We start from the raw sequence: 23344 nt of genomic DNA on the forward strand, positions 1-23344 counted from the left end.
CCCATGTCCGCAGTCAGTCCCAGCATCCTCTATATCCACGGCCTCAACAGCTCGCCCGACTCGCTGAAAGCCAGCCTGCTGCGCCAGGCCATGGCGCGCCTGGGCCTGGCCGCGCAGCTGCGCGTACCGGCCCTGCATCACCATCCGCGCCGGGCCATCGCCCAGCTCGAGGCGCTGATCGCCGAGCTCGGTCGGCCCGTGCTGGTCGGCAGCTCCCTGGGCGGCTACTATGCGACCCACTTGGCCGAACGGCATGGTTTGCGCGCGCTGTTGATCAATCCGGCGGTGCGTCCGCACCTGCTGTTCGATGGCTACCTGGGACCGCAAAAGAACTACTACAGCGATGAAACCTGGGAGCTGACCGCGGAGCACGTGACGGCTCTGGGTGAGCTGCAAGTGCCGCCGCCGCAGGACCCCGCGCGCTATCAGGTGTGGCTGCAGACCGCCGACGAAACCCTCGACTACCGCCAGGCCGAGGCCTATTACCGGGCCTGCGCGCTGCGCATCCAGGCCGGTGGCGACCATGGTTTCCAGGGCTTCGCCGCACGCCTGCCGATGCTTTTCGCGTTTGCCGGTGTGCCCGCCAACCTGTGGCGCGACACCGACTTCTCCGACCTTTAACACGATTCGAGACCCCATGGCCCAGCAGAACGCCTATAACGCAGACGCCATCGAAGTCCTTTCCGGCCTCGACCCGGTGCGCAAGCGCCCGGGCATGTACACCGACACCAGCCGGCCCAACCACCTGGCCCAGGAAGTGATCGACAACAGCGTCGACGAAGCCCTGGCCGGCCATGCCAAGTCGATCCAGGTGATCCTCCACGAGGACAACTCCCTGGAAGTGCTCGACGACGGGCGTGGCATGCCGGTGGACATCCACCCCGAGGAAGGGGTGCCGGGTGTCGAGCTGATCCTCACCAAGCTGCACGCCGGCGGCAAGTTCTCCAACAAGAACTACCAGTTCTCCGGCGGCCTGCATGGCGTCGGCATCTCGGTGGTCAACGCCCTGTCGACCCGGGTCGAGGTGCGCGTCAAGCGTGACGGCAGCGAATACCGCATGGCCTTCGCCGACGGCTTCAAGGCCAGCGATCTGGAGGTGATGGGCTCGGTCGGCAAGCGCAACACCGGCACCAGCGTGCATTTCTGGCCGGACGCCAAGTACTTCGACTCGTACAAGTTCTCGGTCAGCCGCCTCAAGCATGTGCTCAAGGCCAAGGCCGTGCTCTGCCCGGGGCTGGCGGTCAGTTTCGAGGACAAGGCCAGCGGCGAGCGCGTCGAGTGGCTCTATGAGGATGGCCTGCGCTCCTATCTGGTGGATGCGGTCAGCGAGTACCCGCGCCTGCCCGAGGAGCCGTTCTGCGGCAGCCTCAGCGGCAACAAGGAGGCGGTGGACTGGGCCCTGCTGTGGCTGCCGGAGGGCGGCGAGGGCGTGCAGGAGAGCTACGTCAACCTGATTCCCACCGCCCAGGGCGGCACCCACGTCAACGGCCTGCGCCAGGGCCTGCTGGACGCCATGCGCGAGTTCTGCGAGTTCCGCAACCTGCTGCCGCGCGGGGTCAAGCTGGCGCCCGAGGACATCTGGGAGCGCATCGCCTTCGTCCTGTCGATGAAGATGCAGGATGCCCAGTTCTCCGGGCAGACCAAGGAACGCCTGTCCTCGCGCGAGGCCGCGGCCTTCGTATCCGGGGTGGTCAAGGACGCCTTCAGCCTGTGGCTCAATGCCCATCCCGAGTTCGGCCAGCAGCTCGCCGAGCTGGCGATCAGCAACGCCAACCGGCGCCTGAAGGCCGGCAAGAAGGTCGAGCGCAAGCGCATCACCCAGGGCCCGGCACTGCCCGGCAAGCTCGCCGACTGCGCCGGGCAGGAGCCGATGCGCGCCGAGCTGTTCCTGGTCGAGGGCGATTCGGCCGGAGGCAGCGCCAAGCAGGCGCGCGACAAGGAGTTCCAGGCGATCATGCCGCTGCGCGGCAAGATCCTGAATACCTGGGAGGTCGACGGCGGCGAGGTGCTCGCCAGCCAGGAGGTGCATGACATCGCCGTGGCCATCGGTATCGACCCGGGCTCCAACGACCTCTCCCAACTGCGTTACGGCAAGATCTGCATCCTCGCCGACGCCGACTCCGACGGCCTGCACATCGCCACCCTGCTGTGCGCGCTGTTCGTCCGCCATTTCCGTCCCCTGGTGGATGCCGGCCACGTTTATGTGGCCATGCCGCCGCTGTATCGCATCGACCTGGGCAAGGAGGTGTTCTACGCCCTGGACGACGCCGAGCGCGACGGCATCCTCGACCGCCTGGTGGCCGAGAAGCGCCGCGGCAAGCCCCAGGTCACCCGCTTCAAGGGCCTCGGCGAGATGAACCCGCCGCAGCTGCGCGAGACCACCATGGACCCCAATACCCGGCGCCTGGTGCAACTGACCCTGGACGACTTCGAGGGCACCCGGGAAATCATGGACATGTTGCTGGCGAAGAAGCGCGCCGGCGACCGCAAGTCCTGGCTGGAGTCCAAGGGCAACCTGGCCGAGGTGCTGCTCTGATGCGTAGCCTGGCTGTCGCGCTGCTGCTGGTCTCGGCGGCGGCATCGGCGGATGCACCGCCCCTCGAGGAGTTGAGCCTGCTTGGCGAGTACCCGGTCGAGGGCCTGGCCGGCGGCAACCTGTCCGGCCTGGCCCAGTGCGAGGATACGCTGTGGGCGGTTTCGGACCGCGAGGATGACCGGCTGTACCGTCTGCAGACCGGCGCCGAGGTCTGGCAGGCCGAGGCCGAGCCCTTCGCGGCGCCGCCGCCACCGGCCATGCCGCTGCCCTGGGGGCTGCGCATGAGCACCTGGGTCGCCGGCCAGGTGCGCGGCGGTGGCCTGGACTTCGAGGGACTGTCCTGCGATCGGCAGGGCAATCGCTACCTGGTCAGCGAGTCGCAGGCCGCCGTGCTGCGGCTTACGCCCCTGGGCGAGGCGCGCTGGCTGGCCTTGCCGGAAGCCGTGGTGCGCCAGGCGCGGGCCAGCGGCATGTTGCTGCAGTTCAATGCACTGCTGGAGGGCATCGCCGTCGATCCGGCCGGCGAGCGCCTGTGGCTGGCCGGCGAGCGCAATCGTCGCGGCCTGCTGGTGTTGCACGGCAACGGCCTGTCCTGGCGCTGCAGCGGTGGCTGTGTGCTGATCAGCGAAGGTGGCAGCGAGCCGGCGCCGGCGCAGTTGGGCGGCGAGGTGCGGCCCCTGGACTTTTCCGGCCTGGCCTTCCATCAGGAGAAGCTCTTCACCCTGGAGCGCCAGGCCCACCGTATCTGCCGCCGCCAGCTGAGCGATGGCGCGGTCGAACGCTGTTGGTCCTTCGCCGCCGAGGCGCTCACCGACGCTCGCCGCTATCCGCCGAGTCAAGGCCAGGCCGAGGCCTTGTGGGTCGATGCCGAAGGCGCCTGGATCGGCCTGGACAACCAGGGCCTGGCCCGCGCCGATGGCGAGCAGCGGCCGATCGTCTGGCGCGTCGCCGCGCCGAAGCACGGTTGGGGCGGCCGCCGGTGAGCGCGCCAGCGCCGGGGCGCCGGGCGGGGCGGGTGATGCTGGTGCTCGCCTGGCTCGCCGCGCTGCTGTTGGCCACGCGCTTCTTCGCCGACTGGGAGGAGTCCCAGCGCAATCCCAATCGTCAGCCCGAGTCGCTGCATGGCAGCGATTACGTGGAGGTACGCCTGGCCAGCAGTCGCCAGGGGCATTACCGCGCCACCGGGCAGATCAACGGCGAGCCGGTGACCTTCCTCCTCGACACCGGCGCCACCCAGGTGGCGGTGCCCGTCGAGGCGGCCCGGCGCCTGGGTCTGCGTGCCGGCGCGGCGATTACCATCAGCACCGCCAATGGCCGCGCCACGGCCCATCGCACGCAACTGGCCAGCCTGCGGCTGGGCGACATCGTGCTGCATGACGTCGAGGCGCTGATCGCCCCCGGCATGGATGGCGAGGAAGTGCTGCTGGGCATGAGCGCCCTCAAACAACTCGAATTCACCCAGCGCGACGGCACCCTGATGCTTCGCCAATCAACCTTGCGATGAGACTTTCATGAGCGAATCCCTCGATCTGAGCCTGGATGGCGTTGAGCGCCGCTCGCTTGCCGACTTCACCGAGCAGGCCTATCTCAACTACTCGATGTACGTGATCATGGATCGCGCCCTGCCGCATATCGGCGATGGCCTCAAGCCCGTGCAGCGGCGCATCGTCTATGCCATGAGCGAGCTGGGCCTGGATGCCGACGCCAAGCACAAGAAGTCGGCGCGCACCGTCGGCGACGTGCTCGGCAAGTTCCACCCCCATGGCGACTCGGCCTGCTACGAGGCCATGGTGCTGATGGCCCAGCCGTTCAGCTACCGCTACACCCTGGTCGACGGCCAGGGCAACTGGGGCGCACCGGACGATCCCAAGTCCTTCGCCGCCATGCGCTACACCGAGGCGCGCCTGTCGCGCTACTCCGAGGTGCTGCTGACCGAACTGGGCCAGGGCACGGTGGACTGGGTGCCGAACTTCGATGGCACCCTCAACGAGCCGGCGACCCTGCCGGCGCGCCTGCCCAACCTGTTGCTCAACGGCACCACCGGCATCGCCGTGGGCATGGCCACCGACGTGCCGCCGCACAACCTGCGTGAGGTCGCCGCCGCCTGCGTGCGCCTGCTCGATCAGCCGGACGCCACGGTCGAGCAGCTCTGCGAGCACGTGCTGGGCCCGGACTTCCCCACCGAGGCTGAGGTGATCACCCCGCGCAGCGATCTGTTGAAGATATACGAGACCGGCCGCGGTTCGGTGCGCATGCGCGCGGTGTACCGCATCGAGGACGGCGACATCGTCGTCACCGCGCTGCCGCATCAGGTCTCCGGGGCCAAGGTGCTGGAGCAGATCGCCGGGCAGATGCAGGCCAAGAAGCTGCCGATGGTCGCCGACCTGCGCGACGAGTCGGACCACGAACACCCCTGCCGCATCGTCATCATCCCGCGCTCCAACCGGGTCGATGCCGACGAACTGATGACCCATCTGTTCGCCACCACCGACCTGGAGTCCAGCTACCGGGTCAACACCAACGTCATCGGCCTGGACGGCAAGCCCCAGGTGAAGAACCTGCGCCAGCTGCTGCGCGAGTGGCTGGAGTACCGGGTGAACACCGTGCGCCGGCGCCTGCAGTTCCGCCTGGACAAGGTGGAGAAGCGCCTGCACCTGTTGGAAGGTTTGCTCATCGCCTTCCTCAATCTCGACGAGGTGATCCACATCATCCGTACCGAGGACCAGCCCAAGCCGGTGCTGATGGCCCGTTTCGGCCTGACCGAGGTGCAGGCCGACTACATCCTCGACACCCGCCTGCGCCAGCTGGCGCGCCTGGAGGAAATGAAGATCCGCGGCGAGCAGGACGAGCTGGCCAAGGAGCGCGCCAAGCTGCTGGCCCTGCTCGGCAGCGAGGCCAAGCTGAAGAAGCTGGTGCGCGACGAGATCATCAAGGACGCCGAGACCTATGGCGACGCGCGACGCTCGCCGATCGTCGAGCGCGCCGAGGCCCGCGCCCTGTCGGAAACCGAGCTGTTGCCGACCGAGCCGATCACCGTGGTGATGTCCGAGAAGGGCTGGGTGCGCTGCGCCAAGGGCCACGACATCGACGCCACCGGCCTGTCCTACAAGGCCGGCGACGGCTTCAAGGCGGCCGCGGCGGGACGCTCCAACCAATATGCGGTGTTTATCGACTCCACCGGGCGCAGCTACTCGCTGGCGGCGCACTCGTTGCCGTCGGCGCGCGGTCAGGGCGAGCCGCTGACCGGGCGCCTGGCGCCGCCGCCGGGGGCGAGTTTCGAGTGCGTGCTGCTGCCGGACGACAACGCGCTCTACGTGATCGCCTCCGACGCCGGCTACGGCTTCGTGGTCAAGGGCGAGGACCTGCAGGCCAAGAACAAGGCCGGCAAGGCCCTGCTCAGCCTGCCGGCGGGGGCCAAGGTGATCGCGCCCAAGCCCCTGGCCAATCGCGAGGAGGACTGGCTGGCGGCGGTGACCACCGAGGGTCGCCTGCTGCTGTTCAAGATCGCCGACCTGCCGCAACTGGGCAAGGGCAAGGGCAACAAGATCATCGGCATTCCCGGTGAGCGGGTCGCCAGTCGTGAGGAATACCTCAGCGATCTGGCGGTGCTGCCGGCCGGTAGCACCCTGGTGCTGCAGGCGGGCAAGCGCACCCTGTCGCTCAAGGCCGATGACCTGGAGCACTACAAGGGCGAGCGCGGGCGCCGTGGCAACAAGCTGCCGCGCGGCTTCCAGCGGGTCGACGGGCTGCTGGTGGAACAGGCAGGATGAGCCGAAGCGGCGCACGAGGCTGGAGTCGTGCGCCGCTTTGGCGGATGATGGTTGGCCGCAGGATGCTTCAGGTCGGCTGAATGCATTCGCCAACCCAGATTTGACTGCCGGTAGTGCCTGCCGGCCGGATGAGAGCAATGACTGTAGTGCGCCTTCCCTTGATCCTGCTGCTGACCGGCCTTCTTGGCCTGGTCGGCTGCACGACCTACCAACCGGTTCCGCTGTATCAGCTCGACGGCGGCAATGCCCCGTTACCCACCGACAAGGGGGGGGTGGCGGTACTCCTGGGGCCGGTGTCGATTGCCGATTACCTGCAGCGCGAGGCCCTGCTGCAGCGTCAGCCCGATGGCAGCCTGACCGCGTCCCGTGAGGGGCGCTGGGCCGGCAGTCTGGCCGCGGACATCGATCGCCAGCTGCTGCGCCAACTGGCGGCGCGGCTGAACAGTCAGCGCCTGGTGATGGCGCCGGCGACGCCCGGCTTCACCCCCCAGGTCCAAGTGTTGCTGGCCATCAGCCGCCTCGACTCCGGGCCGCAGCGCCCGGCCGTGCTGGAGGCTCACTGGCGTCTGCTGAGCGGCGAGGGGAAGTTGCTCGACGGTCGGCTGGTGCGCCTGGAGGAGGCCCATGAGGGCTCCATCGCCGATCAGGTTCGCGCCCAGAGCCTGGTGATGCGCCAGCTGGTCGAGCAGGTGGCGCTGGCAGTGCAGGAGTACGGCGAGCTGCCGCCGGAGGTGGCCAAGGAGCCGCGCAAGAAGGCTCCGGTCACGCCGGCGGCGAAGCCGGCCAAGCCGAAGATTCCGGTGGCCGAACCGCTCAGGAACGAGGGCGAGGTGTTTCGCTTCTGACGCCTGCTCCGGTCGGGCCGGCGGCTCGCCCACAAAAAAGCCCCGCGCTCGGCACGGGGCTTTTTTGTGGGGGCCCTTTACTGGGGCTCAGTGGCTCTCGTGCATGCGCGCCAGTTGCCGCTCCAGCAGTGACGGGTAAGGTTCCAGCAGGCGCTCCACGCAGCTGGCGCCGTCCGGGCTGGCGATGGCGCGAATGCGACTGCGCTGACGAACCAGTGGGTCTTCGGCGATGCGCCGCTCCAGCAGCAGCAGATTGCGGCTGTGCTGGGACAGGGCCAGGGCGTCCTGGGCGGTTGCGCTGAGCAGCAGGTCGCCCTGGCTGAGGTCGATCAGCTCGCTACCCTGGGTCAGGCCCAGTTGCAGTTGCAGGGTGATGCCGCTGTCGGCTACCTCGATCTGCAGGGCATGGCCGAGCGCGCGCATCAGCTCGCCACAGCAGATGGCGTGGGTCAGGTAGTCGTCGCCGCTGTCCCTGCTGTGGAACAGCATCAGGCTGCTGCCATCGCTGAGGGTGTGCAGTTCGCCCTGGTAGAGCTCGGCCGCCTGGTTCAGGCAGTCGCGGTAACGCTGCAGCAGATCGAGCAGGCGCGGCCGCGGCAGGCGCCGCAGTTGCTCCTGGGCGCCCAGCTGGATGGCCAGTACGGCGCTGGGTTGCGGCGCCGCGGGCAGCGCGGCCGGCTGTTGCGCGGGGACATCGCGCAGATCGGCGAAGGGATCGAGGTGCTCGTTATCGTCGGCGTCGAGCTCGTCGACGCGCTCGTTGCCCAGGATCGGTACGGCGAAGCCGGGTGCGTCGTCGAGCCTGTCGTCCAGGTACTGCCCGTCGTCCTCGAACCCCTGGTCTTCTTCGTCGAGCCCCTCCACCTCCGGCTTCTCCGGCACCAGGCGGGCCTGCAGCTGGCGCGCCAGGTCGCCGATCTCGTCCTGGCGGCCGGCGCCGGGCGCCGGGTCGTCCGGGTCGCGCAGCCAGACCCGCAGTTGCAGCAGCGGCGTGGAGATGTGCCGCCCCAGGCGCAGGCTCAGGCTCAGGGTCAGCGCCAGCAGGATCAGGCTGAGGATGCCCATGCTCTGCAGGCTGATGGTCATCGGCTGCTGGAACTGGCGCATGTCGAGGCTGATGCGCAGCTGGCCGGCGATGACCTCCTGGAAGGTGATGGGGGTCGAGTACAGGCCCTCGGTTTCGCCGAGCATGTTCTTGCTGGGGCGTGCGCCGGCTTCGGCGAGGATGCGATTGTCCACGCTGTAGATCGCGGCGTGGGCCACCAGCGGGTTCTTCACCAGGTTGTTCAGCAGCACGTTGAGGCTGAGGATGTCGTTGGACACCAGCAGCTCGGTGGCCGAGGCGGCGGTCTGGGTGATCAGGCTGGTGCCCAGGGCCTCGGCCTGCTGTTGCATGGCCTGCTTGAACTGCATGCCGATGACCCAGGCATAGATCACCAGCGCCAGGGCCACCAGCAGCAGGCTGTGGCTGGCGATGCGCAGGGCCAGCGGCACGCGGCGTTGGCGCAGGGCCTGAAACAGCAGGAGGAAGAAGTTGTCGGGCTTTACGGGGGCGGGCCGGTTCACAGAGCTCGGCTCTCGTCGACTGGAGTTGCCGCGCAGTATAGCGACCGCCCTGCAGCGGGCAAAGCGTCGTGCATGCCCGTACGGCCGCGAAAATGGGTAGAATGTGCGGCTTTTCTCCGGCCTGCTCCATGTTTGGCCGGTAGTCCTTTTTTCAACCGAGCCTTGGGGGTGCGCCGTGCGCGAAATCGTCCTGATCAATATCACCGGCGAGGACCGCCCCGGTCTCACCGCCGCCATCACCGGCGTGCTGGCCCAGGGTGGGGTGAATATCCTCGACATCGGCCAGGCGGTGATCCATGACACCCTGTCGTTCGGCATCCTGGTCGAGATCCCGGATACCGAGCAGGCCTCCTCGGTACTCAAGGATGTGCTGTTCACCGCCTACAAGCTGGACCAGCAGGTGCGCTTCACCCCGGTCTCCGAGGCGGACTACCAGCAGTGGGTAGGCGGTCAGGGCAAGGCCCGGCACATCGTCACCCTGCTGACTCGCAAGGTCACCGCCGAGCAGCTGCAGCGGGTCAGCGCGATCACCGCCCGCTACGGTCTGAATATCGACCATATCGACCGTCTGTCCGGGCGCATGCCGTTGGATACCCCGGCCGAGCAGAGCAAGGGTTGCATCGAGTTCTCCGTGCGCGGCGAGCCGGCCGATCCGGCGGCGCTGCGCGCCGAGTTCCTCAGTGTCGCTCAGGAGCTGAACGTCGACATCGCCTTCCAGCGCGACTCGCTGTTTCGCCGCAACCGCCGCCTGGCGGTGTTCGACATGGATTCGACGCTGATCGAGGCGGAGGTGATCGATGAGCTGGCCAAGGCGGCCGGGGTTGGCGAGCAGGTGGCGGCGATCACCGAGCGGGCCATGCGCGGCGAGCTGGACTTCGCCGCCAGCTTCAGGGAGCGCATGGCGCTGCTCAAGGGGCTGCCGGAAACCGTGCTGGCCGATATCGGCGCCTCGCTGCGCCTGACCGAGGGCGCCGAAACGCTGTTCGCCGAGTTGCGCCGGCTAGGCTACAAGACCGCCATCCTCTCGGGTGGCTTCACCTATTTCGCCAAGCAGTTGCAGGCCAAGCTGGGCATCGACTATGTGTTCGCCAACGAACTGCAGATCGTCGACGGTCGGGTCACCGGCGTGGCGGTCGAGCCTATCGTCGACGCCCAGCGCAAGGCCGACCTGTTGCGCCAGCTGGCGGACAAGGAAGGCCTGCGCCTGGAGCAGACCATCGCCGTGGGCGATGGCGCGAACGACCTGCCGATGCTGGCGATCGCCGGCCTGGGTGTGGCGTTCCGCGCCAAGCCGCTGGTCAAGCAGTCGGCCAAGCAGGCCATCTCCACCCTGGGGCTGGACGGCATCCTCTATCTGCTTGGGTTTCGCGACCGCGACGGGTTGACTTGAAACCGACATGAAAAAGCCGCCCACGGGCGGCTTTTTCATGTCGGCGGGCGGCATCACTCGTCGTCGGAGGAGAAGTCGTAATTCATCGACTGGCTCGGGGCCTGCAGGTAGTAGCCCTGGATGTAGTTGACCCCGGCCTGCCAGAGCGTGGCCAGGACGCTGGCGCTCTCGACGAAGGGCACTATGGTCAGCTTGGCCTGGGCATGCAGGCTGGCCAGCAGGGTCTTCAGGGCTTCCTGGCTGTCCGCCGTGTTGAGGTCCTGGGAGTAGGAGCCGTCGATCTTGATGAAGTCCAACTGCAGGTGCTTGAGCGTGTTGAACGGGTTGAGGGCGCAGCCGAACTGGCTCAGGGCTACCTTGCAATGCAGCTCGCGCAGACCCTGGGTCAGGGCCTTGGCCTGTTTCAGGTAGGCGATGGCGTCCGGCTCGTTGAGCTGGAAGACCAGCGAGTCAGAAGGCAGGCGTGCGGCCTTCAGGGCGACGCTGAGCCAGGGCAGCAGGGTCTGGTCCTGCAGGCTGGCGCTCGACAGGTGCACGAACAGGCGGGTGTTGTGACCCTTGCTGCGGTGGTCGGCGAGCAGCTTGATCGAGTTGAGGATCACCCAGCGGTCGATCTTCTCGCCGAGGCCGGCTTCCTTGGCGGCGTTGAGGAAGTCCGGTGGCGGCACCTCCTGCCCCTGGGGGTTGAGCAGGCGCAGAAGCACTTCGTAGTGTTCGTGACTGTCGCCGCGCAGGCTGATGATCGGCTGGAACAGCAGGCGGAAGCTGTTGTGCTCCAACGCCTGCTGGACCATCGCCACGATGCTGCCGCGATTGGCAGCGGCGGCCAGCTCGGCGGACGGGTCGAACAGCTTCAGGGCGTTGCCTTCGCTCAGATCGTCGGCGCAGCGTTGCGCGCGGTTGACCACGTCCTGGGCTTTCGTGGTCTTTTCGTTGAGGCCGGCGACACCGATCGACAGGGTCGTCTGGGCGGTGCGGCCGCTGATGTCGAACAGATGGCTTTCGACCTTCTTCAGCACGGCCGTCAGGCTTTCCTGCGACTGCTCCGGGGTCAGGCCGGGTTGCAGCACGGTGAATACGTCGTCGCCGAAGCGGGCCAGTTGCGCCTCGCCGGCGAAGTGTGCGCGCAGCAGGTTGGCCAGGTCGGTCAGCAGCAGGTCGATGCCGGCCAGGCCGACTTCGGCGAGCAGGCTGGCGTACTGGTCGACGCGGATGTAGGCCAGGCTGGCCGGCTGGCCGATGTTCACCGCGCGCTCGGCGGCAGCGTCCATCAGTTCCAGGAAGTAATTGCGGTTGTACAGGCCGGTGACCAGGTCCTGGCTGCTGATTTCCCGCAGCTTTTCCTCCAGATCGGCGTTGCCGACTTCGCCGCGAATCACCACCTGGATGCACGGCTCGCCGTCATAGCTGGCCGGCGAGAAGCTCATCCGTACCTTGAAGCTGTCGCCGCTGGCCTTGACGCCGGTGCAGCCCAGCTCGGCGTTGCCGTCGGCGCCTTGGTAGCCTTTAAGGAAGTCCTTGAAGCCCGCCTGGTCGGCGGCGGCGATCAGGTCGATCATCGGCATGCCTTCCAGCTCCTCGGCGTCCTGGTAACCGAACAGCTCGAGGTAGGCGCGGTTGGCGTAGATGTGCATGCCGTCGTGCACGTAGGCGATCGCGTCGACCGAGCTTTCGAGAAGCAGTTGGCAGCGCTTCTCCGCTTCGCGCAGGGCCACTTCGGCGGCCCGTCGCGCGCGGCGTTCCTCCAGGTTAGCCAGTTCGCGCTGGGCCACCAGGATCAGGCGCTCGTCCTCGCCTTGCGGCAGGGCGTCCTGGGCGCCCAGGGTCAGGGCCTCGGTGATGCTGTCGGAGTCGTTATCGGCAAGCAGCTGGATGACCGGAATGTCCTTGGCCTGGCGGCGGATGGCGCTGATGGCCTCGCCGGGAGCGAGGTGCTCGCTGCTGGGCGCGGCGATCAGCAGATCCCAGCTCTGCTGCAGGGCGTCGGCCAGATCCTCGCTCGAGCTCAGGCGGTGCACCCGGGTCGCGCGGCCGGCGTTGCGGAACAGGCTAACAAGGCGTTCTGCCTCATTCTGCGAGTCTTCCAGGATCAGCAGTCGAATAGTCTTTTTTTCGATGGCCATGGTGGGGGGTCAGGTCTGCGCCGAACGGGCGCGAAAAGGCGACAAAAGGTGAAGATTCGGCAATCTACAGCGACTTCCAGAGCGAGTCAAAGTCTTCCTCCCCGCCTGCGCCGCGGCTTTCCGGGGGTGTGACGGGCTTCCCCGAGGGGGGGGCCGGCTGGTCGAGGCTGCGGTACTCGAACTGGCTGAAGCTGCCGGTGCTGGTCTGCCGGCGGCTGAGCACGGCGCGGCGCTCCGTGCCGTTGAGGTTGATCATGACCTTGTTGCCTTCCTGAAAAGGCAGCCGGGGCGTGACCAGCGTCGCCGGACGGGAGATCGCACTGATAGCCGGCAGCAGCAAGGCGCGCAGGTACTGGCTGCTCTGGTCGGCCTTGCGCACCAGTTGCAGGCCGCAGGCCTGGGCATGGGGGGCGATCAGCTCGATGCCCATCTGGGTGCCGCCGCCGCGAACCTGACGTATCCAGCGCACCACCGCGACGCTCCAGCCCTGCCCGGGGTTGTCCTGCACGCCGAGCAGCTCGCCGGCCTGCAGCTGGCTGGGCACCTCCTTCGGCCAGGACAGGCAGTAGCCGCCCGGGCTGTGGTTGATGATGGGCAGCGCGTAGCTCGGGTAGCTCTCCTTGCTCTCGGCGGCTGGCGGCTGGCCGCCCTGGGCCGTCGGCGATGGGGGTTTGCTGTACTCGATCTCCTCGAGCGGCAGGCCCTGCTCCCAGTCGGTCGTCTGCTGGGCGTCGAAGGCCTTGGCCCAGACATCGGGAGCACCGCTGCGTGGCTTGAACTCGACCGAGTTGCTGGTGGGCAGTTGCAGCGTCTTGCTGAAGGCGCGCTGGCTGGACAGGAAGAAATGCAGTGCGCTCATGCCGATGCATAGGGTCAGCGAGCCCTGCCCGGGGGTGCGTTGAAAGGTGCGCTCGGCGATGTCGCCCCAGGCCGCGCTGAGATGTTGCAGCATGTCCTGGCTGAGTCCCTCGGGAACCAGCAGGCGCGCGCTGGCGCGGTCTTCTGCAGGCAGCAGCAGGTATTCCTTGATCGCCTCGACCAGCGGGCCCGGATCGATGCCGAGGGCCTGGTGCCGTTCGCTGGGCTGGAACAGCGAGCTGTAGCGCGGCGGGCCGTCCTGTTGCGGGGCCACGGCAAACAGGCTGGAGGGGGCGTCGCCCGCCTGCAGGCGTACCAGGGTGCTCCAGGGTTCGAGGACCTCGGCCAGGCGCGCGATGCTGTTCTGGCGCATCTGGTTGCAACGGGCAGAGCCGAGCATCAGGGCAACCAGGTAGTTCTGTTCGATGCTCAGCCCCTGGGTGTGGGTGCCCAGCGGGTCGCGGATCGCCACTTGTTGCAGGTTGCGCTGCCGGGCGATCTGGTAGAGCTGGTGCAGCTCAAGCCAGAGACCTTCCGGCACTGGGCAATACAGCTGGCTGGTGCGGATCAGTGGGGCGCACAGGCTGTGGATCGCGCGCTGCAGGGCGAGGGTCAGGGCTTGGATCTGCTCGCGGCTGGTTTGGGTGGCGAGGCGGACGATGATCAGCTTGTAGCCGACCGCCAGGTGATTCTGCAGGGCCTGGCACAGGTTGGCGACTTTACGCGGGCGCTCGTCGAGCACGATGGACTGGTTGAGGAAGTGTCGCTCCAGGTGCTTGCACACGAAGTACACCTCGGGGCGCAGCAACTCAAGCAGCTGCAGGCGCATTTCCGAGGGGGCCTGCAGCTGGTTGAGCTCGACCAGGGCCTGATAGAGTTGTCGGGCCGTTTCGCCGATGTTGGCCTTGGGCAGGCCGGCGATCCAGTGCTTGAGGTCGCGCGGGTGCGCTTGGCAGAAGGACAGGCTCTGCTTGTTCGGTGTGGGGACGCGGAGCAGCAGGTGAGGACTCTGTCTATCCATCTAAATCGGAGACTCCAACGCCAGCGGCTGAGGCGGGTCGATCTAATAATAATGTTGCAGACTCTAGCAGCATCCGCGCGGGGGTGCAGCCATCGCTGGAACCCTCAGTTCAGACTGTGACCGGATGCAGATCCGCACGCGGGGAGAGCGACGGGCAGGCAGTTGGAGCGGCGGGCGCCGCTGGGGTCGGCGCAAGGGGGAGTCGCGAAGCTTTCTTGCGTTTTGCCGCCAGGGCTGGCGTTGCGCCAGCCCTGGCGGCAGGTGGGCGAGTCTCAGGCCTGGCGGCTGCTGCCGAGTCTTTCGCCCATCCGTACCTGGCTGTCGGCGCCGAGCTGCTCGGCCCACTGCACCTGGTCCGGGCCGAACAGGACGATGGCGGTGGAGCCGAGCTTGAAACGGCCCAGCTCCGCGCCCTTGTCCAGGCTGATCGGCGCGCGCGCCGCCTCGTCATAGCGCACGCTCTTGAGGCTGCGCTTGGGCGGGGTCACCAGGCCGGCCCAGACGGTCTCGATCGAGGCGACGATCATCGCCCCGACCAGCACCACCGCCATCGGTCCGCGCTCGGTGTCGAACAGGCAGACCACCCGCTCGTTGCGGGCGAACAGTTCGGGGACGTTCTGCGCGGTGGTCTGGTTGACCGAGAACAGCCGCCCCGGCACGTAGACCATTTCCCGCAACGTGCCGGCCAGGGGCATGTGCACCCTGTGGTAGTCCTTCGGCGACAGATAGATGGTGGCGAACGCGCCGCCCATAAACGGCGCGGCGCGTTCGGCATCGCCGCCGAGCAGCTCGACCGCGCTGAAGCTGTGGCCCTTGGCCTGGAAGATTCGCCCGTGTTCGATGGGGCCCAGCTGGCTGACGGCGCCGTCGGCCGGGCAGAGCACCGCCTCCGGGCTGTCGTCCAGCGGGCGGGCGCCATCCTTCAGCGCCCGGGTGAAGAAGGCGTTGAAGTGTTCGAAGGCGCTCGGCTGCTCGCACTGGGCCTCGCTCATGTCGACCTGGTAGCGCTTGATGAACCAGTCGATCAGGCGGTTCTTGAACCAAGGCGCGCGGCACTCTGCGGCGTGGCCGATCAGGCGTGACAGCAGGTGATGGGGCAGCAAGTACTGGCTGAGGATAAATAGACGCTGTTTCATCGGGTTTCCTTAAGGGCCGGCCGAGGCGCGGCGATTCAACGTTCGACCGGGGTGTCCGGGTGGTTGCCCCACTCGCCCCAGGACCCCGCATAGGCCCTGACGCGCGGGTAGCCGAGGGCCTTGGCCACCAAGTAGGTCAGGCCGGAGCGGTGATGGGTCTGGCAGTGGGTGATCACTTCCTTGTCCGGGGTGATGCCCAGGTCGGCGAGCAGCTCTGGCAGGTCCTGGCGCAGGCGCAGGGCTCGGGCCTGATCCATGCACGCGGTCCATTCCAGGTTCGCCGCGCCGGGGATATGCCCGGCCTTGGCCGCCAGGGCCTTCTCACCGCGGTACTCGGCCGGGGAGCGGGCGTCCCAGATCGCCAGGTCGCTGGCCCCCAGGCGGCTCTGCAGGTACTCGCGTGTGGCGCTGGGCGCCGTGCTGAAACTCAGCGACGCTGCCCCGGACTGCGGGGCTGGCTGATCGTCGCTGAGCGGGCGCTCCTCGGCCAGCCAGGCCACCAGGCCGCCGTCGAGGTAGTGGTAGCGGCCATGGCCGATCACATCCAGCAACCAGATGAAGCGTCCGGCCCAGCCGCCACCCTCGTCGTCGTACACCACGTATACGGCGTCCGGGTTGTGCCCCAGCTCGCCGAACAGCTGTTGCAGTTGTGCCTGTTCCGGCAGCAGGCCGGGTGCCGGCGGCAGGCCCAGCTGGGTGCGTTTCGGCTCGACGAAGCGGGCGCCGGGAATGTGTCCGGCGGCATAGCGCCCTGCACTGGTCAGGTCGACCAGGATCAGCTCGGGGGCGCTCAGGCGGCTGGCCAGATCGGCCGGCTGGATAACCAACGGCAACTCGGCGAAGGCAGTCATGCTGGACCTCTTAGTCGGAGAAGGGGCGAATTGTAGCGGAAAGCCTAGGGCGCGCGTCTGGCAAAGCTGCTCAGGGCACGCTCGATGCATTGCGCCGTCTTGCCGAAGGCCTGCAGATGGGTGTCGCTGAAGGCGCCGCCGTTGCGGTCGACGACCAGCAGCAGGGCGACTCGGCCGTTGCAGGCCAGCGAACGGAGCATCAGGTGCTCGCTGGGAAACAGCGCCTTGAGCGCGCCGGGTAGCAGGGCGGAGAACTGGGCGATATTGCTGGGGGTCAGGCGCAACTGCCCGGGCTCCTTCAGCAGGCGGCGCAGCACCTGGCTGTGCTGGGGGTCGAGCGCCAGGCCACTCCCCGGCTGATCCAGGCCGGCGTGCTGCAGCGCGCGCAGGCGGCTGTGGCTGCGGTCGGCCAGCAGCAGCAGTACACGCGGCAGGCCGCAGGCCTGCAGGGCCTGGTTGGCGCTGCTGGCGAGCTGCTCGAGGTTGTTGAAGGCGCTGGGCTGGGCGAGCAGTTGCGTACACAGGCGTCGCCATTCATCGACTGCCGTGGCTTTCGCCGGTGCCGGTGCGGGCGCCTCTGGCACGGCGCTGCGCAGGTGGCAAGCAGTGGGAGGCCACAGCAGCGCCTCGGCCGGGTGCCAGAGGCCCCTGGCGGCATGCAGGCGCGCACTCTGGGCGGCCTGCTGGTGAATCTGCTGCTGCACCTCGACCAGCGGAAGTTGCAGGTAGAGTCCACTCAGGCGCTGCCAGCGCAGGCTGTGCGGACTGCTCCAGGCCTGGTGGGCCGACAGCGCCAGGCCGTTGGCCAGCACTATGGTGTTGGCCGGCTGGGTCAGCCAGCGGCGCAGCTGGGGGGCTGCATCGAGCATCTGCTGCTGGTGCAGCGGGTGCTCGTTATCGCGGGCGATATGCAGCGCCTTGATCAGCAGGCGGCGGTCCAGGGTCAGCAGGCGATAGCCCTGCACGATCCACTCCGGCAGGCGCCAGCGCTCGGCCAGGGCCAGGCAGAGTTCGAGCAGGGGCACGCCGAGCAGTTCCTGCTCGACCCGGCTGGCTGGCTCGCCCTTGACCAGAACCCGCTGCTCCCAGGCTTCGAGCAGCTCCGGCCGCGCGGCTAGTAGGGGCCAGAGCGGCGCGAGAAACAACAGGCTGCCCCAGTGGATTTCCTGCCAGAGCCGGGCCAGGCGCCCGGCGAACAGGCCGTTGGCCTGCTGGCTGGCGTGCTGGCTGATCAGCTGGATCTGCCGCAGCGCCGGGGGGATCTCCTCGGCTGGCAGGGTCGGCTGGCGCTGCACCAGTTCCTCGGTGCGCTGTAGGCCGAGGCGACCGATGGCGCTTTCCAGGCTTTCCGCCCGCTCGCCGAGACCGCCGCTCTGGCGATTGGCTTCGCGCAGTACGCGCAGTGACAGCGCCGGGCTGCCTTGCATCAGCTCGGCGATGTCGCGCAGCGAGCGCCGACTGTCCGTCAGGGCGCGACATACCCGCTGCTGGCTGTCGGCAGGCACTGGTAGAGGTTGTTTGTCCAGCTGTTTGAGCCAGGCGTCGAGGCTGCGGGGTAGGGGTGTCGGCATGGGGGAGCCAAACTGGCTTTTGAACTAAACAGGCTATAGTCTCGCGCATTCCTTCCGATAAATAGAAGGGTTGATTCAACAAACCCCAACTCCTGGTTCCTGCAAGTTTTCTCTAATATGGCAAAAATCATCGGCATCATCGTCGTGTTCGCCAGCGTAATCGGCGGCTTTACTCTTTCCGGCGGCCAATTCATGGCCCTGGTGCACCCCTTCGAGGTGATGATCATCGGCGGTGCGGCCCTGGGGGCGTTTCTCCAGGCCAACCCGGGCAGCACCTTCATGCACGTCTTCAAGAAGTCGTTGAAGATGTTCAGCTCGCGCTTCACCCATACCTTCTATCTGGAGGTGCTGAAGCTGCTCTACGAGATCCTCAACAAGAGCCGGCGCGAGGGCATGATGGCCATCGAGGCCGATCTCGAGGAGCCGGCCGCCAGCCCGATCTTCAGCAAGTATCCGGCGATCCTCAAGGATGAGCGGATGACCGCCTACATCTGCGATTACCTGCGCATCATGTCGTCCGGCAACATGGCGCCCCATGAGCTGGAGGGCCTGTTCGACATGGAGTTGGTCAGCCTTAAGGAGGAGCTCGAACATCCCGCCCATGCCGTGGCCAAGGTCGCCGACGGCATGCCGGCGATGGGGATCGTGGCGGCGGTGCTGGGGATCGTGATCACCATGTCGATTCTCGCCGAAGCCGATAACGCGCAGATCGGCGAGAAGGTCGGCACGGCCCTGGTCGGCACCTTCCTCGGCATCCTCGCCTCCTATGGCTTCTTCGGTCCGCTGTCGAATGCCCTGGAGCACGACGCCAAGGAGGAGCTCAACGTCTACGAATCGATCAAGGCCGCGCTGGTGGCCTCGGCGTCCGGCATGCCGCCGACGCTGGCCGTCGAGTTCGCACGCAAGACGCTGTTCCCGGCGCACCGGCCGAGCTTCTCCGAGCTGGAACAGGCGATGCGCGGAAACTGATGAGCCATGGAAAATAATCAGCCGATCATCGTCAAACGGGTCAAGAAGACCGCCGGCGGCCATCATGGCGGCGCCTGGAAGATCGCCTTCGCCGACTTCGCCACGGCGATGATGGCGTTCTTCCTGGTGATGTGGCTGATGTCCTCGGCCTCGCCGGAGCAGAAGAAGCTGATCTCTGGCTATTTCAAGGACCCGATCGGTTTCAGCGAGAGCGCCAGCCCCTATGTGATCGATCTCGGTGGTTCGCCCACGCCGTCACCGGATCGCACCCTGAACCCGGAGCTCCAGGAGCCGGCCGACAGCGAGCGTGTCGATGACGAGGCTGCCCAGGTCGACCCGGAGCAGGCCGAGGCGATGGCCGAAGAGCTGGAGCGCGAGCGTCTGGAGCTGCTGCTGCAGGAGCTGCAGAACAAGGTCGAGGAGAACCCGCAGCTGCAGCGCTTCAAGGACCAGATCCTGTTCGAGATCACCCAGGACGGCCTGCGCATCCAGATCGTCGATGCCGAGAACCGGCCGATGTTCGATCTCGGCAGTGCGCGCCTGCAGCCCTATTTCGAAGACATCCTGCTGGCCATGGTCGACACCATCAAGGCGGTGCCGAACAAGATCAGCATCAGTGGCCACACCGATGCCAAACCCTTCGCCGGGACCGGCGACTTCGGCAACTGGGAGCTGTCTGTCGATCGCGCCAATGCCGCCCGGCGCGTGCTGGTGGCCGGCGGCTACGAGGAGGAGCAGCTGGCCCGAGTGGTCGGCTATGCCTCGTCGGCCCTGTTCGATCGAAAGAACCCGCTGAGCCCGGTGAACCGGCGCATCGACATCACCGTTCTGACCAAGAAGGCGCAGCGGGCCATCGAAGGCTCGCCGCAGGGCGGCGAGCCGGCGCCGGCGAGCGATAGTGCCTCGGCCACGTCGTCAGCGGCCGAGTCATTGCCGCCGGCCTCGGCGGAGGAACTGCACAAGCGCTTGAATATCTTCGAAGACGGGGTGCTGCGGCTCGACCAGCCTGGTCAGTGAGTGGCACCTGCCGGGTCAAGGCCGCGGGTGATCGCGGCCTTGTCGTTTCAGTAGTCCGCTTCCGGCAGGCTGGCGAGGATGTGCCGGTAGCTGGCCATGCGCTGCGGGTGGATGCGCCCGTCCTCCAGGGCCTTGAGCAGGGCGCAGCCGGGCTCGCGGTCGTGCTTGCAGTCGCGGAAGCGGCAGTGGCCGAGCAGCTCGTGGAACTCGATGAAGCCCGCCTCGACGTCATCGCGACTGACGTGCACCAGGCCGAATTCGCGAATGCCGGGGGAGTCGACCAGCTCGCCGCCGCCGGGAAAGTGGAACAGCCGCGCGGTGGTGGTGGTGTGGGTGCCCTTGCCGGTCAGCTCCGACAGCGCGCCGACCCGGGTGTCCACGCCCGGTAGCAGGCTGTTGACCAGCGACGACTTGCCCACCCCGGATTGACCGACGAAGACGCTGACATGGCCGTCCAGCTGCTGCTTGAGCTTCTCCATGCCGTCGCCCTGGTGGGCCGAGACTTCCAGCAGCGGGTAGCCGAGCTGGCGATAGACCGCGAGCAGGGCTTCGAGCGCCGGGCCGTTCTGCGCGTCGATCAGGTCGGCCTTGTTCAGCAGCAGCAGCGGGCGGATGCCGGCATGCTCGGCGGCCACCAGGTAGCGGTCGATCAGGTTGGCGTGGGGCTCGGGCAGCGGCGCGAAGACGATGACGATCAGGTCGACGTTGGCCGCCACCGGCTTCAGCTGGCCGCGGCTGTCCGGGCGGCACAGCTCGCTGTCGCGCGGCAGCTGCGCGACGATCACGCCGATGCCCTGGTTGCCGGCGCGCCACACCACGCGGTCGCCGGTGACCAGGGTCGGCAGGTTGGCGCGCAGGTGGCAGCGGAACACCTGGCCGCGCTGCTCGCCGTCCTGTGCCTCGACCTCGACCTGCACGCCGAAGTGGGCGATCACCAGGCCCACCTGTTCCGGGCCGAGGTCGCCGCCTTCCAAAATCTGCACGGCTTGTGACTCGCGCTTGGCGGCGCGGGCGGCACGCTCGCCCTGGATCTTGTCGATGCGCCAGCTTTGCCGGCGGTTGAGTTGGCGTTTGGCCATGGGGGTCTCGAGGGTTGAGTCGCGGGGAAAACCGGCCGCGAGTTTAGCACGCGCCGGAGGCCGCCTCGCTTGCTGCAGTCGGCCGAGGCGCTCGGTACACTGCGGGGCATCTTGGGACGGCTGGACGAGGGCATGGGTGCGAGTGTGAGAGGGATCAACCCGGCGTTGCGCGCCTTGCTGGCGCAGCTGCTGGCGACCCTGCTGGTCGGCGGCGGGATCTATCTGGCGGCGCAGCTGTCCGACTGGCGAGCGCCTTGGCTGCTGGCCGGATTGGTCCAGGGGCTGTTGGCCGCCTGCCTGGGCAGCTGGCTGGGTCTGGCGCGCTGGTGGTGGTGGCTGAATCTGCTGTTCGTCCCGGCGCTGTTGCTCAGCAGTGGCGTGCCGCTGCCGCCCTGGGTGTTCTTCCTCGCCTTCCTGCTGGTGCTGCTACTCAACTGGAACAGCCTGATCGAGCGCGTGCCGCTGTACCTGAGTGGTGCGCGCTGCCAGGCGCAACTGGTGGCGCTGCTCGCCACGCGCCCGGCGGGTTTTCGTTTCGTCGACCTCGGTTGCGGCCCGGCCGGCACCCTGCTGCACCTGGCCCGGCGCTTTCCCGCTGCGCAGTTCGTCGGCGTCGAGACCGCGCCCCTGACCTTCGCCATCGCCTGGCTGCGTTGCCTGCCCCAACGCAACTGCCGGGTGCGCTACGCCAGCCTCTGGCGCACCGACCTGGCGAGCTTCGAGGTGGTCTACTGCTTTCTCTCCCCGGCGCCCATGGCGGCCCTATGGGCCAAGGCGCGAGCGCAGATGGCGCCGGGCGCCTGGTTGATCAGCAACAGCTTCGAGGTGCCCGGGGTGGCGGCGGACCGCTCGATCGAGTTGCAGGACTGGCGCCAGTCGCGCCTGTTGCTGTGGTGTATGGGCGGCCAGTCAGGCGCATCGTCTGTCGAATAATTCGCTAAACTGGCGATCCAAGCCGAGGAGCGCAGCATGCAGAACCCACAGAACCTGATCTGGATCGACCTGGAGATGACCGGTCTGGATCCGGAGAAAGACCTCATCATCGAGATGGCCACCATCGTCACCGACAGCGAGCTCAACGTGCTGGCCGAGGGGCCGGTGATCGCGGTGCACCAGAACGATGATGCGCTCGCCGGCATGGACGAGTGGAACACCCGCACCCATGGCGAGAGTGGCCTGACCCAGCGCGTGCGCGACAGCAAGGTCGGCCCGGCCGAGGCCGAGGCCCAGACCCTGGCCTTCCTCGAGCAGTGGGTGCCCAAGGGCAGCTCGCCGATCTGCGGCAACAGCATCGCCCAGGACCGGCGCTTCCTCTACCGCTACATGCCGGAGCTGGAAGCCTATTTCCACTACCGCTATCTGGATGTCACCACCCTGAAGATCCTCGCCGATCGCTGGGCCCCGCAGCTCAAGGCCGGGTTCCAGAAGAAGGCCAGCCATCAGGCGCTGGACGACATCCGCGAATCGATCGCCGAGCTCAAGTACTACCGCGAGCACTTCCTCAAGGTCTAAGCGCCGCGCACCGGGGCGCCGCGCGCGGCGTGCCGGGCCAGCGCCCATTCGACATGCTCGCGCACCAGTGTCGAAGAATGCTCGCGGCGCGCCTCCAGCGCCTCGAGCACCGGGATGGTCGAGGGCGCGTTGCCCAGGCCGACCGCCAGGTTGCGCAGCCAGCGCTCATAGCCGGCGCGGCGCAGTGGCGAGCCTTCGGTGCGGCTGAGGAACTCCTCCTCGCTCCAGCGGAACAGTTCGGCCAGCTCGGCGTTGTCCAGGCCGTGGCGGGGCTGGAAGTCGCCCTGCGTGGTAGGACGGGCGAAGCGGTTCCACGGGCAGACCATCTGGCAATCGTCGCAGCCGAACACGCGGTTGCCGATCGGCGCGCGCAGCTCCTCGGGGATAGGGCCCTTCAGCTCGATGGTCAGGTAGGAGATGCAGCGCCGGGCATCCAGCTGGTAGGGACTGACGAAGGCGTCGGTCGGGCAGATGTCCAGGCAGGCCGTGCAGCGCCCGCAGTGTTCGCTGGCGTGGGGTGCATCGACCGGCAGGGGAATGTCGACGAACAGTTCGCCCAGGAAGAAATAGCTGCCGGCCTTGCGGTTGAGCACCAGGGTGTTCTTGCCGATCCAGCCCAGGCCCGCTTGCTCGGCGATGGCCTTCTCCAGCACCGGGGCGCTGTCGACGAAGGCGCGGTAGCCGAACGGGCCGATCACCTGCTGGATGCGTTCGGCCAGCTGCTGCAGGCGCTTGCGGATCAGCTTGTGGTAGTCGCGGCCCAGGGCGTAGCGCGACACGTAGGCCTTCTCCGGCCGGCCCAGGCACTCGGCCATGCGGGTGTCGCCGGGCAGGTAGTCCATGCGCAGCGACACCACACGCAGGGTGCCGGGCACCAGTTGCTCGGGGTGCGAGCGCTTGCTGCCGTGGGCGGCCATGTAGTCCATCTCGCCCTGGTAGCCGGCGTCCAGCCAGCGCTGCAGGTGCGCCTCGTGCTCGCCGAGCTCCAGGCCGGCGATACCGACCTGCTGGAAGCCCAGCTCGCGGCCCCAGTCCTTGATCGACTGGGCGAGGGTGGCGAGATCGGCGCTGGAGACGGACATGCTGGGCGGGAAACCTGA

The 23344-nt window shown here is 67.6% G+C and carries 19 protein-coding genes; 11 read left to right on the top strand and 8 right to left on the bottom strand.

Annotated elements, in window-relative coordinates:
• Positions 1-3: 3 nt before the first annotated feature.
• From ACSX1D_RS01890 to ACSX1D_RS01915, 6 genes are all read left to right on the top strand, one after another.
• The gene (locus tag ACSX1D_RS01890) at positions 4-621 is read left to right on the top strand and encodes a YqiA/YcfP family alpha/beta fold hydrolase (RefSeq protein ID WP_439860741.1); all 618 of its coding nucleotides are present in this window, start codon (positions 4-6) and stop codon (positions 619-621) included.
• 16 nt (positions 622-637) lie between these two features.
• Complete coding sequence (gene parE / locus ACSX1D_RS01895) at positions 638-2536, top strand: DNA topoisomerase IV subunit B (protein WP_439860742.1); 1899 nt, start codon at positions 638-640, stop codon at positions 2534-2536.
• The gene (locus tag ACSX1D_RS01900; protein ID WP_439860743.1) at positions 2536-3519 is read left to right on the top strand and encodes an esterase-like activity of phytase family protein; all 984 of its coding nucleotides are present in this window, start codon (positions 2536-2538) and stop codon (positions 3517-3519) included. The genes parE and ACSX1D_RS01900 overlap by 1 nt, the downstream gene beginning before the upstream one ends.
• Before the next feature lie 35 nt (positions 3520-3554).
• A complete protein-coding gene (locus tag ACSX1D_RS01905) occupies positions 3555-4040 on the top strand; it encodes a retropepsin-like aspartic protease family protein (RefSeq protein ID WP_371926165.1) in 486 nt (161 codons plus the stop codon).
• Between the two features lie 7 nt (positions 4041-4047).
• Positions 4048-6306 (top strand): DNA topoisomerase IV subunit A, encoded by a 2259-nt coding sequence (gene parC, locus ACSX1D_RS01910; RefSeq protein ID WP_439860744.1) that lies wholly within the window; start codon positions 4048-4050, stop codon positions 6304-6306.
• 137 nt (positions 6307-6443) lie between these two features.
• Complete coding sequence (locus tag ACSX1D_RS01915) at positions 6444-7151, top strand: PqiC family protein (protein ID WP_439860745.1); 708 nt, start codon at positions 6444-6446, stop codon at positions 7149-7151.
• A gap of 87 nt (positions 7152-7238) precedes the next feature.
• Here the strand turns inward: ACSX1D_RS01915 and ACSX1D_RS01920 are convergent, their stop codons facing one another.
• Positions 7239-8717 carry an AhpA/YtjB family protein gene (locus ACSX1D_RS01920; protein WP_439860746.1) on the bottom strand — a complete coding sequence of 493 codons (1479 nt, stop codon included), beginning with the start codon at positions 8715-8717 and terminating at the stop codon, positions 7239-7241.
• Between the two features lie 175 nt (positions 8718-8892).
• Here ACSX1D_RS01920 and serB point away from each other — a divergent pair, with 175 nt between their 5' ends.
• Positions 8893-10107, top strand: a complete 1215-nt coding sequence (serB, locus tag ACSX1D_RS01925) for a phosphoserine phosphatase SerB (protein WP_439860747.1) — start codon at positions 8893-8895, stop codon at positions 10105-10107.
• 53 nt (positions 10108-10160) lie between these two features.
• On the opposite strand, the gene ACSX1D_RS01930 is transcribed toward serB, so the two are convergent.
• The 5 genes from ACSX1D_RS01930 to ACSX1D_RS01950 form a co-directional block, all read right to left on the bottom strand.
• Positions 10161-12230, bottom strand: coding sequence for an EAL domain-containing response regulator (locus tag ACSX1D_RS01930; protein ID WP_439860748.1), 2070 nt, complete (start codon positions 12228-12230; stop codon positions 10161-10163).
• A 64-nt stretch (positions 12231-12294) separates the two neighbouring features.
• Positions 12295-14109 (bottom strand): molecular chaperone, encoded by a 1815-nt coding sequence (locus ACSX1D_RS01935; RefSeq protein WP_439860749.1) that lies wholly within the window; start codon positions 14107-14109, stop codon positions 12295-12297.
• Between the two features lie 272 nt (positions 14110-14381).
• Positions 14382-15245 carry an archaetidylserine decarboxylase gene (asd, locus tag ACSX1D_RS01940; protein WP_439860750.1) on the bottom strand — a complete coding sequence of 288 codons (864 nt, stop codon included), beginning with the start codon at positions 15243-15245 and terminating at the stop codon, positions 14382-14384.
• Positions 15246-15280: 35 nt separating this feature from the next.
• A complete protein-coding gene (locus ACSX1D_RS01945; protein ID WP_439860751.1) occupies positions 15281-16096 on the bottom strand; it encodes a rhodanese-like domain-containing protein in 816 nt (271 codons plus the stop codon).
• Positions 16097-16140: 44 nt separating this feature from the next.
• Positions 16141-17667: an HDOD domain-containing protein gene (locus ACSX1D_RS01950; protein ID WP_439860752.1), complete on the bottom strand. Its 1527-nt coding sequence runs from the start codon at positions 17665-17667 to the stop codon at positions 16141-16143.
• A gap of 117 nt (positions 17668-17784) precedes the next feature.
• On the opposite strand from ACSX1D_RS01950, the gene motA reads away from it, so the two are divergent.
• Positions 17785-18636, top strand: a complete 852-nt coding sequence (gene motA / locus ACSX1D_RS01955) for a flagellar motor stator protein MotA (protein ID WP_439860753.1) — start codon at positions 17785-17787, stop codon at positions 18634-18636.
• 6 nt (positions 18637-18642) lie between these two features.
• A complete protein-coding gene (gene motB, locus ACSX1D_RS01960; protein ID WP_439860754.1) occupies positions 18643-19653 on the top strand; it encodes a flagellar motor protein MotB in 1011 nt (336 codons plus the stop codon).
• Positions 19654-19700: 47 nt separating this feature from the next.
• Here the strand turns inward: motB and rsgA are convergent, their stop codons facing one another.
• Entirely contained in the window at positions 19701-20732 is a 1032-nt protein-coding gene (gene rsgA, locus ACSX1D_RS01965) for a small ribosomal subunit biogenesis GTPase RsgA (protein WP_439860755.1), read from the bottom strand.
• A 132-nt stretch (positions 20733-20864) separates the two neighbouring features.
• Between rsgA and ACSX1D_RS01970 the strand changes: the two genes are divergently transcribed.
• Entirely contained in the window at positions 20865-21665 is an 801-nt protein-coding gene (locus ACSX1D_RS01970; protein WP_439860756.1) for a class I SAM-dependent methyltransferase, read from the top strand.
• A gap of 36 nt (positions 21666-21701) precedes the next feature.
• Complete coding sequence (gene orn / locus ACSX1D_RS01975; protein ID WP_439860757.1) at positions 21702-22244, top strand: oligoribonuclease; 543 nt, start codon at positions 21702-21704, stop codon at positions 22242-22244.
• On the opposite strand, the gene queG is transcribed toward orn, so the two are convergent.
• On the bottom strand, positions 22241-23326 hold the full coding sequence (gene queG, locus ACSX1D_RS01980; protein WP_439860758.1) for a tRNA epoxyqueuosine(34) reductase QueG: 1086 nt from the start codon (positions 23324-23326) through the stop codon (positions 22241-22243). The two genes, orn and queG, sit on opposite strands and share 4 nt — an antisense overlap.
• Positions 23327-23344: the final 18 nt, after the last annotated feature.

The organism is Pseudomonas sp. MBLB4136 (assembly GCF_051904765.1).
Lineage (GTDB): Bacteria > Pseudomonadota > Gammaproteobacteria > Pseudomonadales > Pseudomonadaceae > Aquipseudomonas.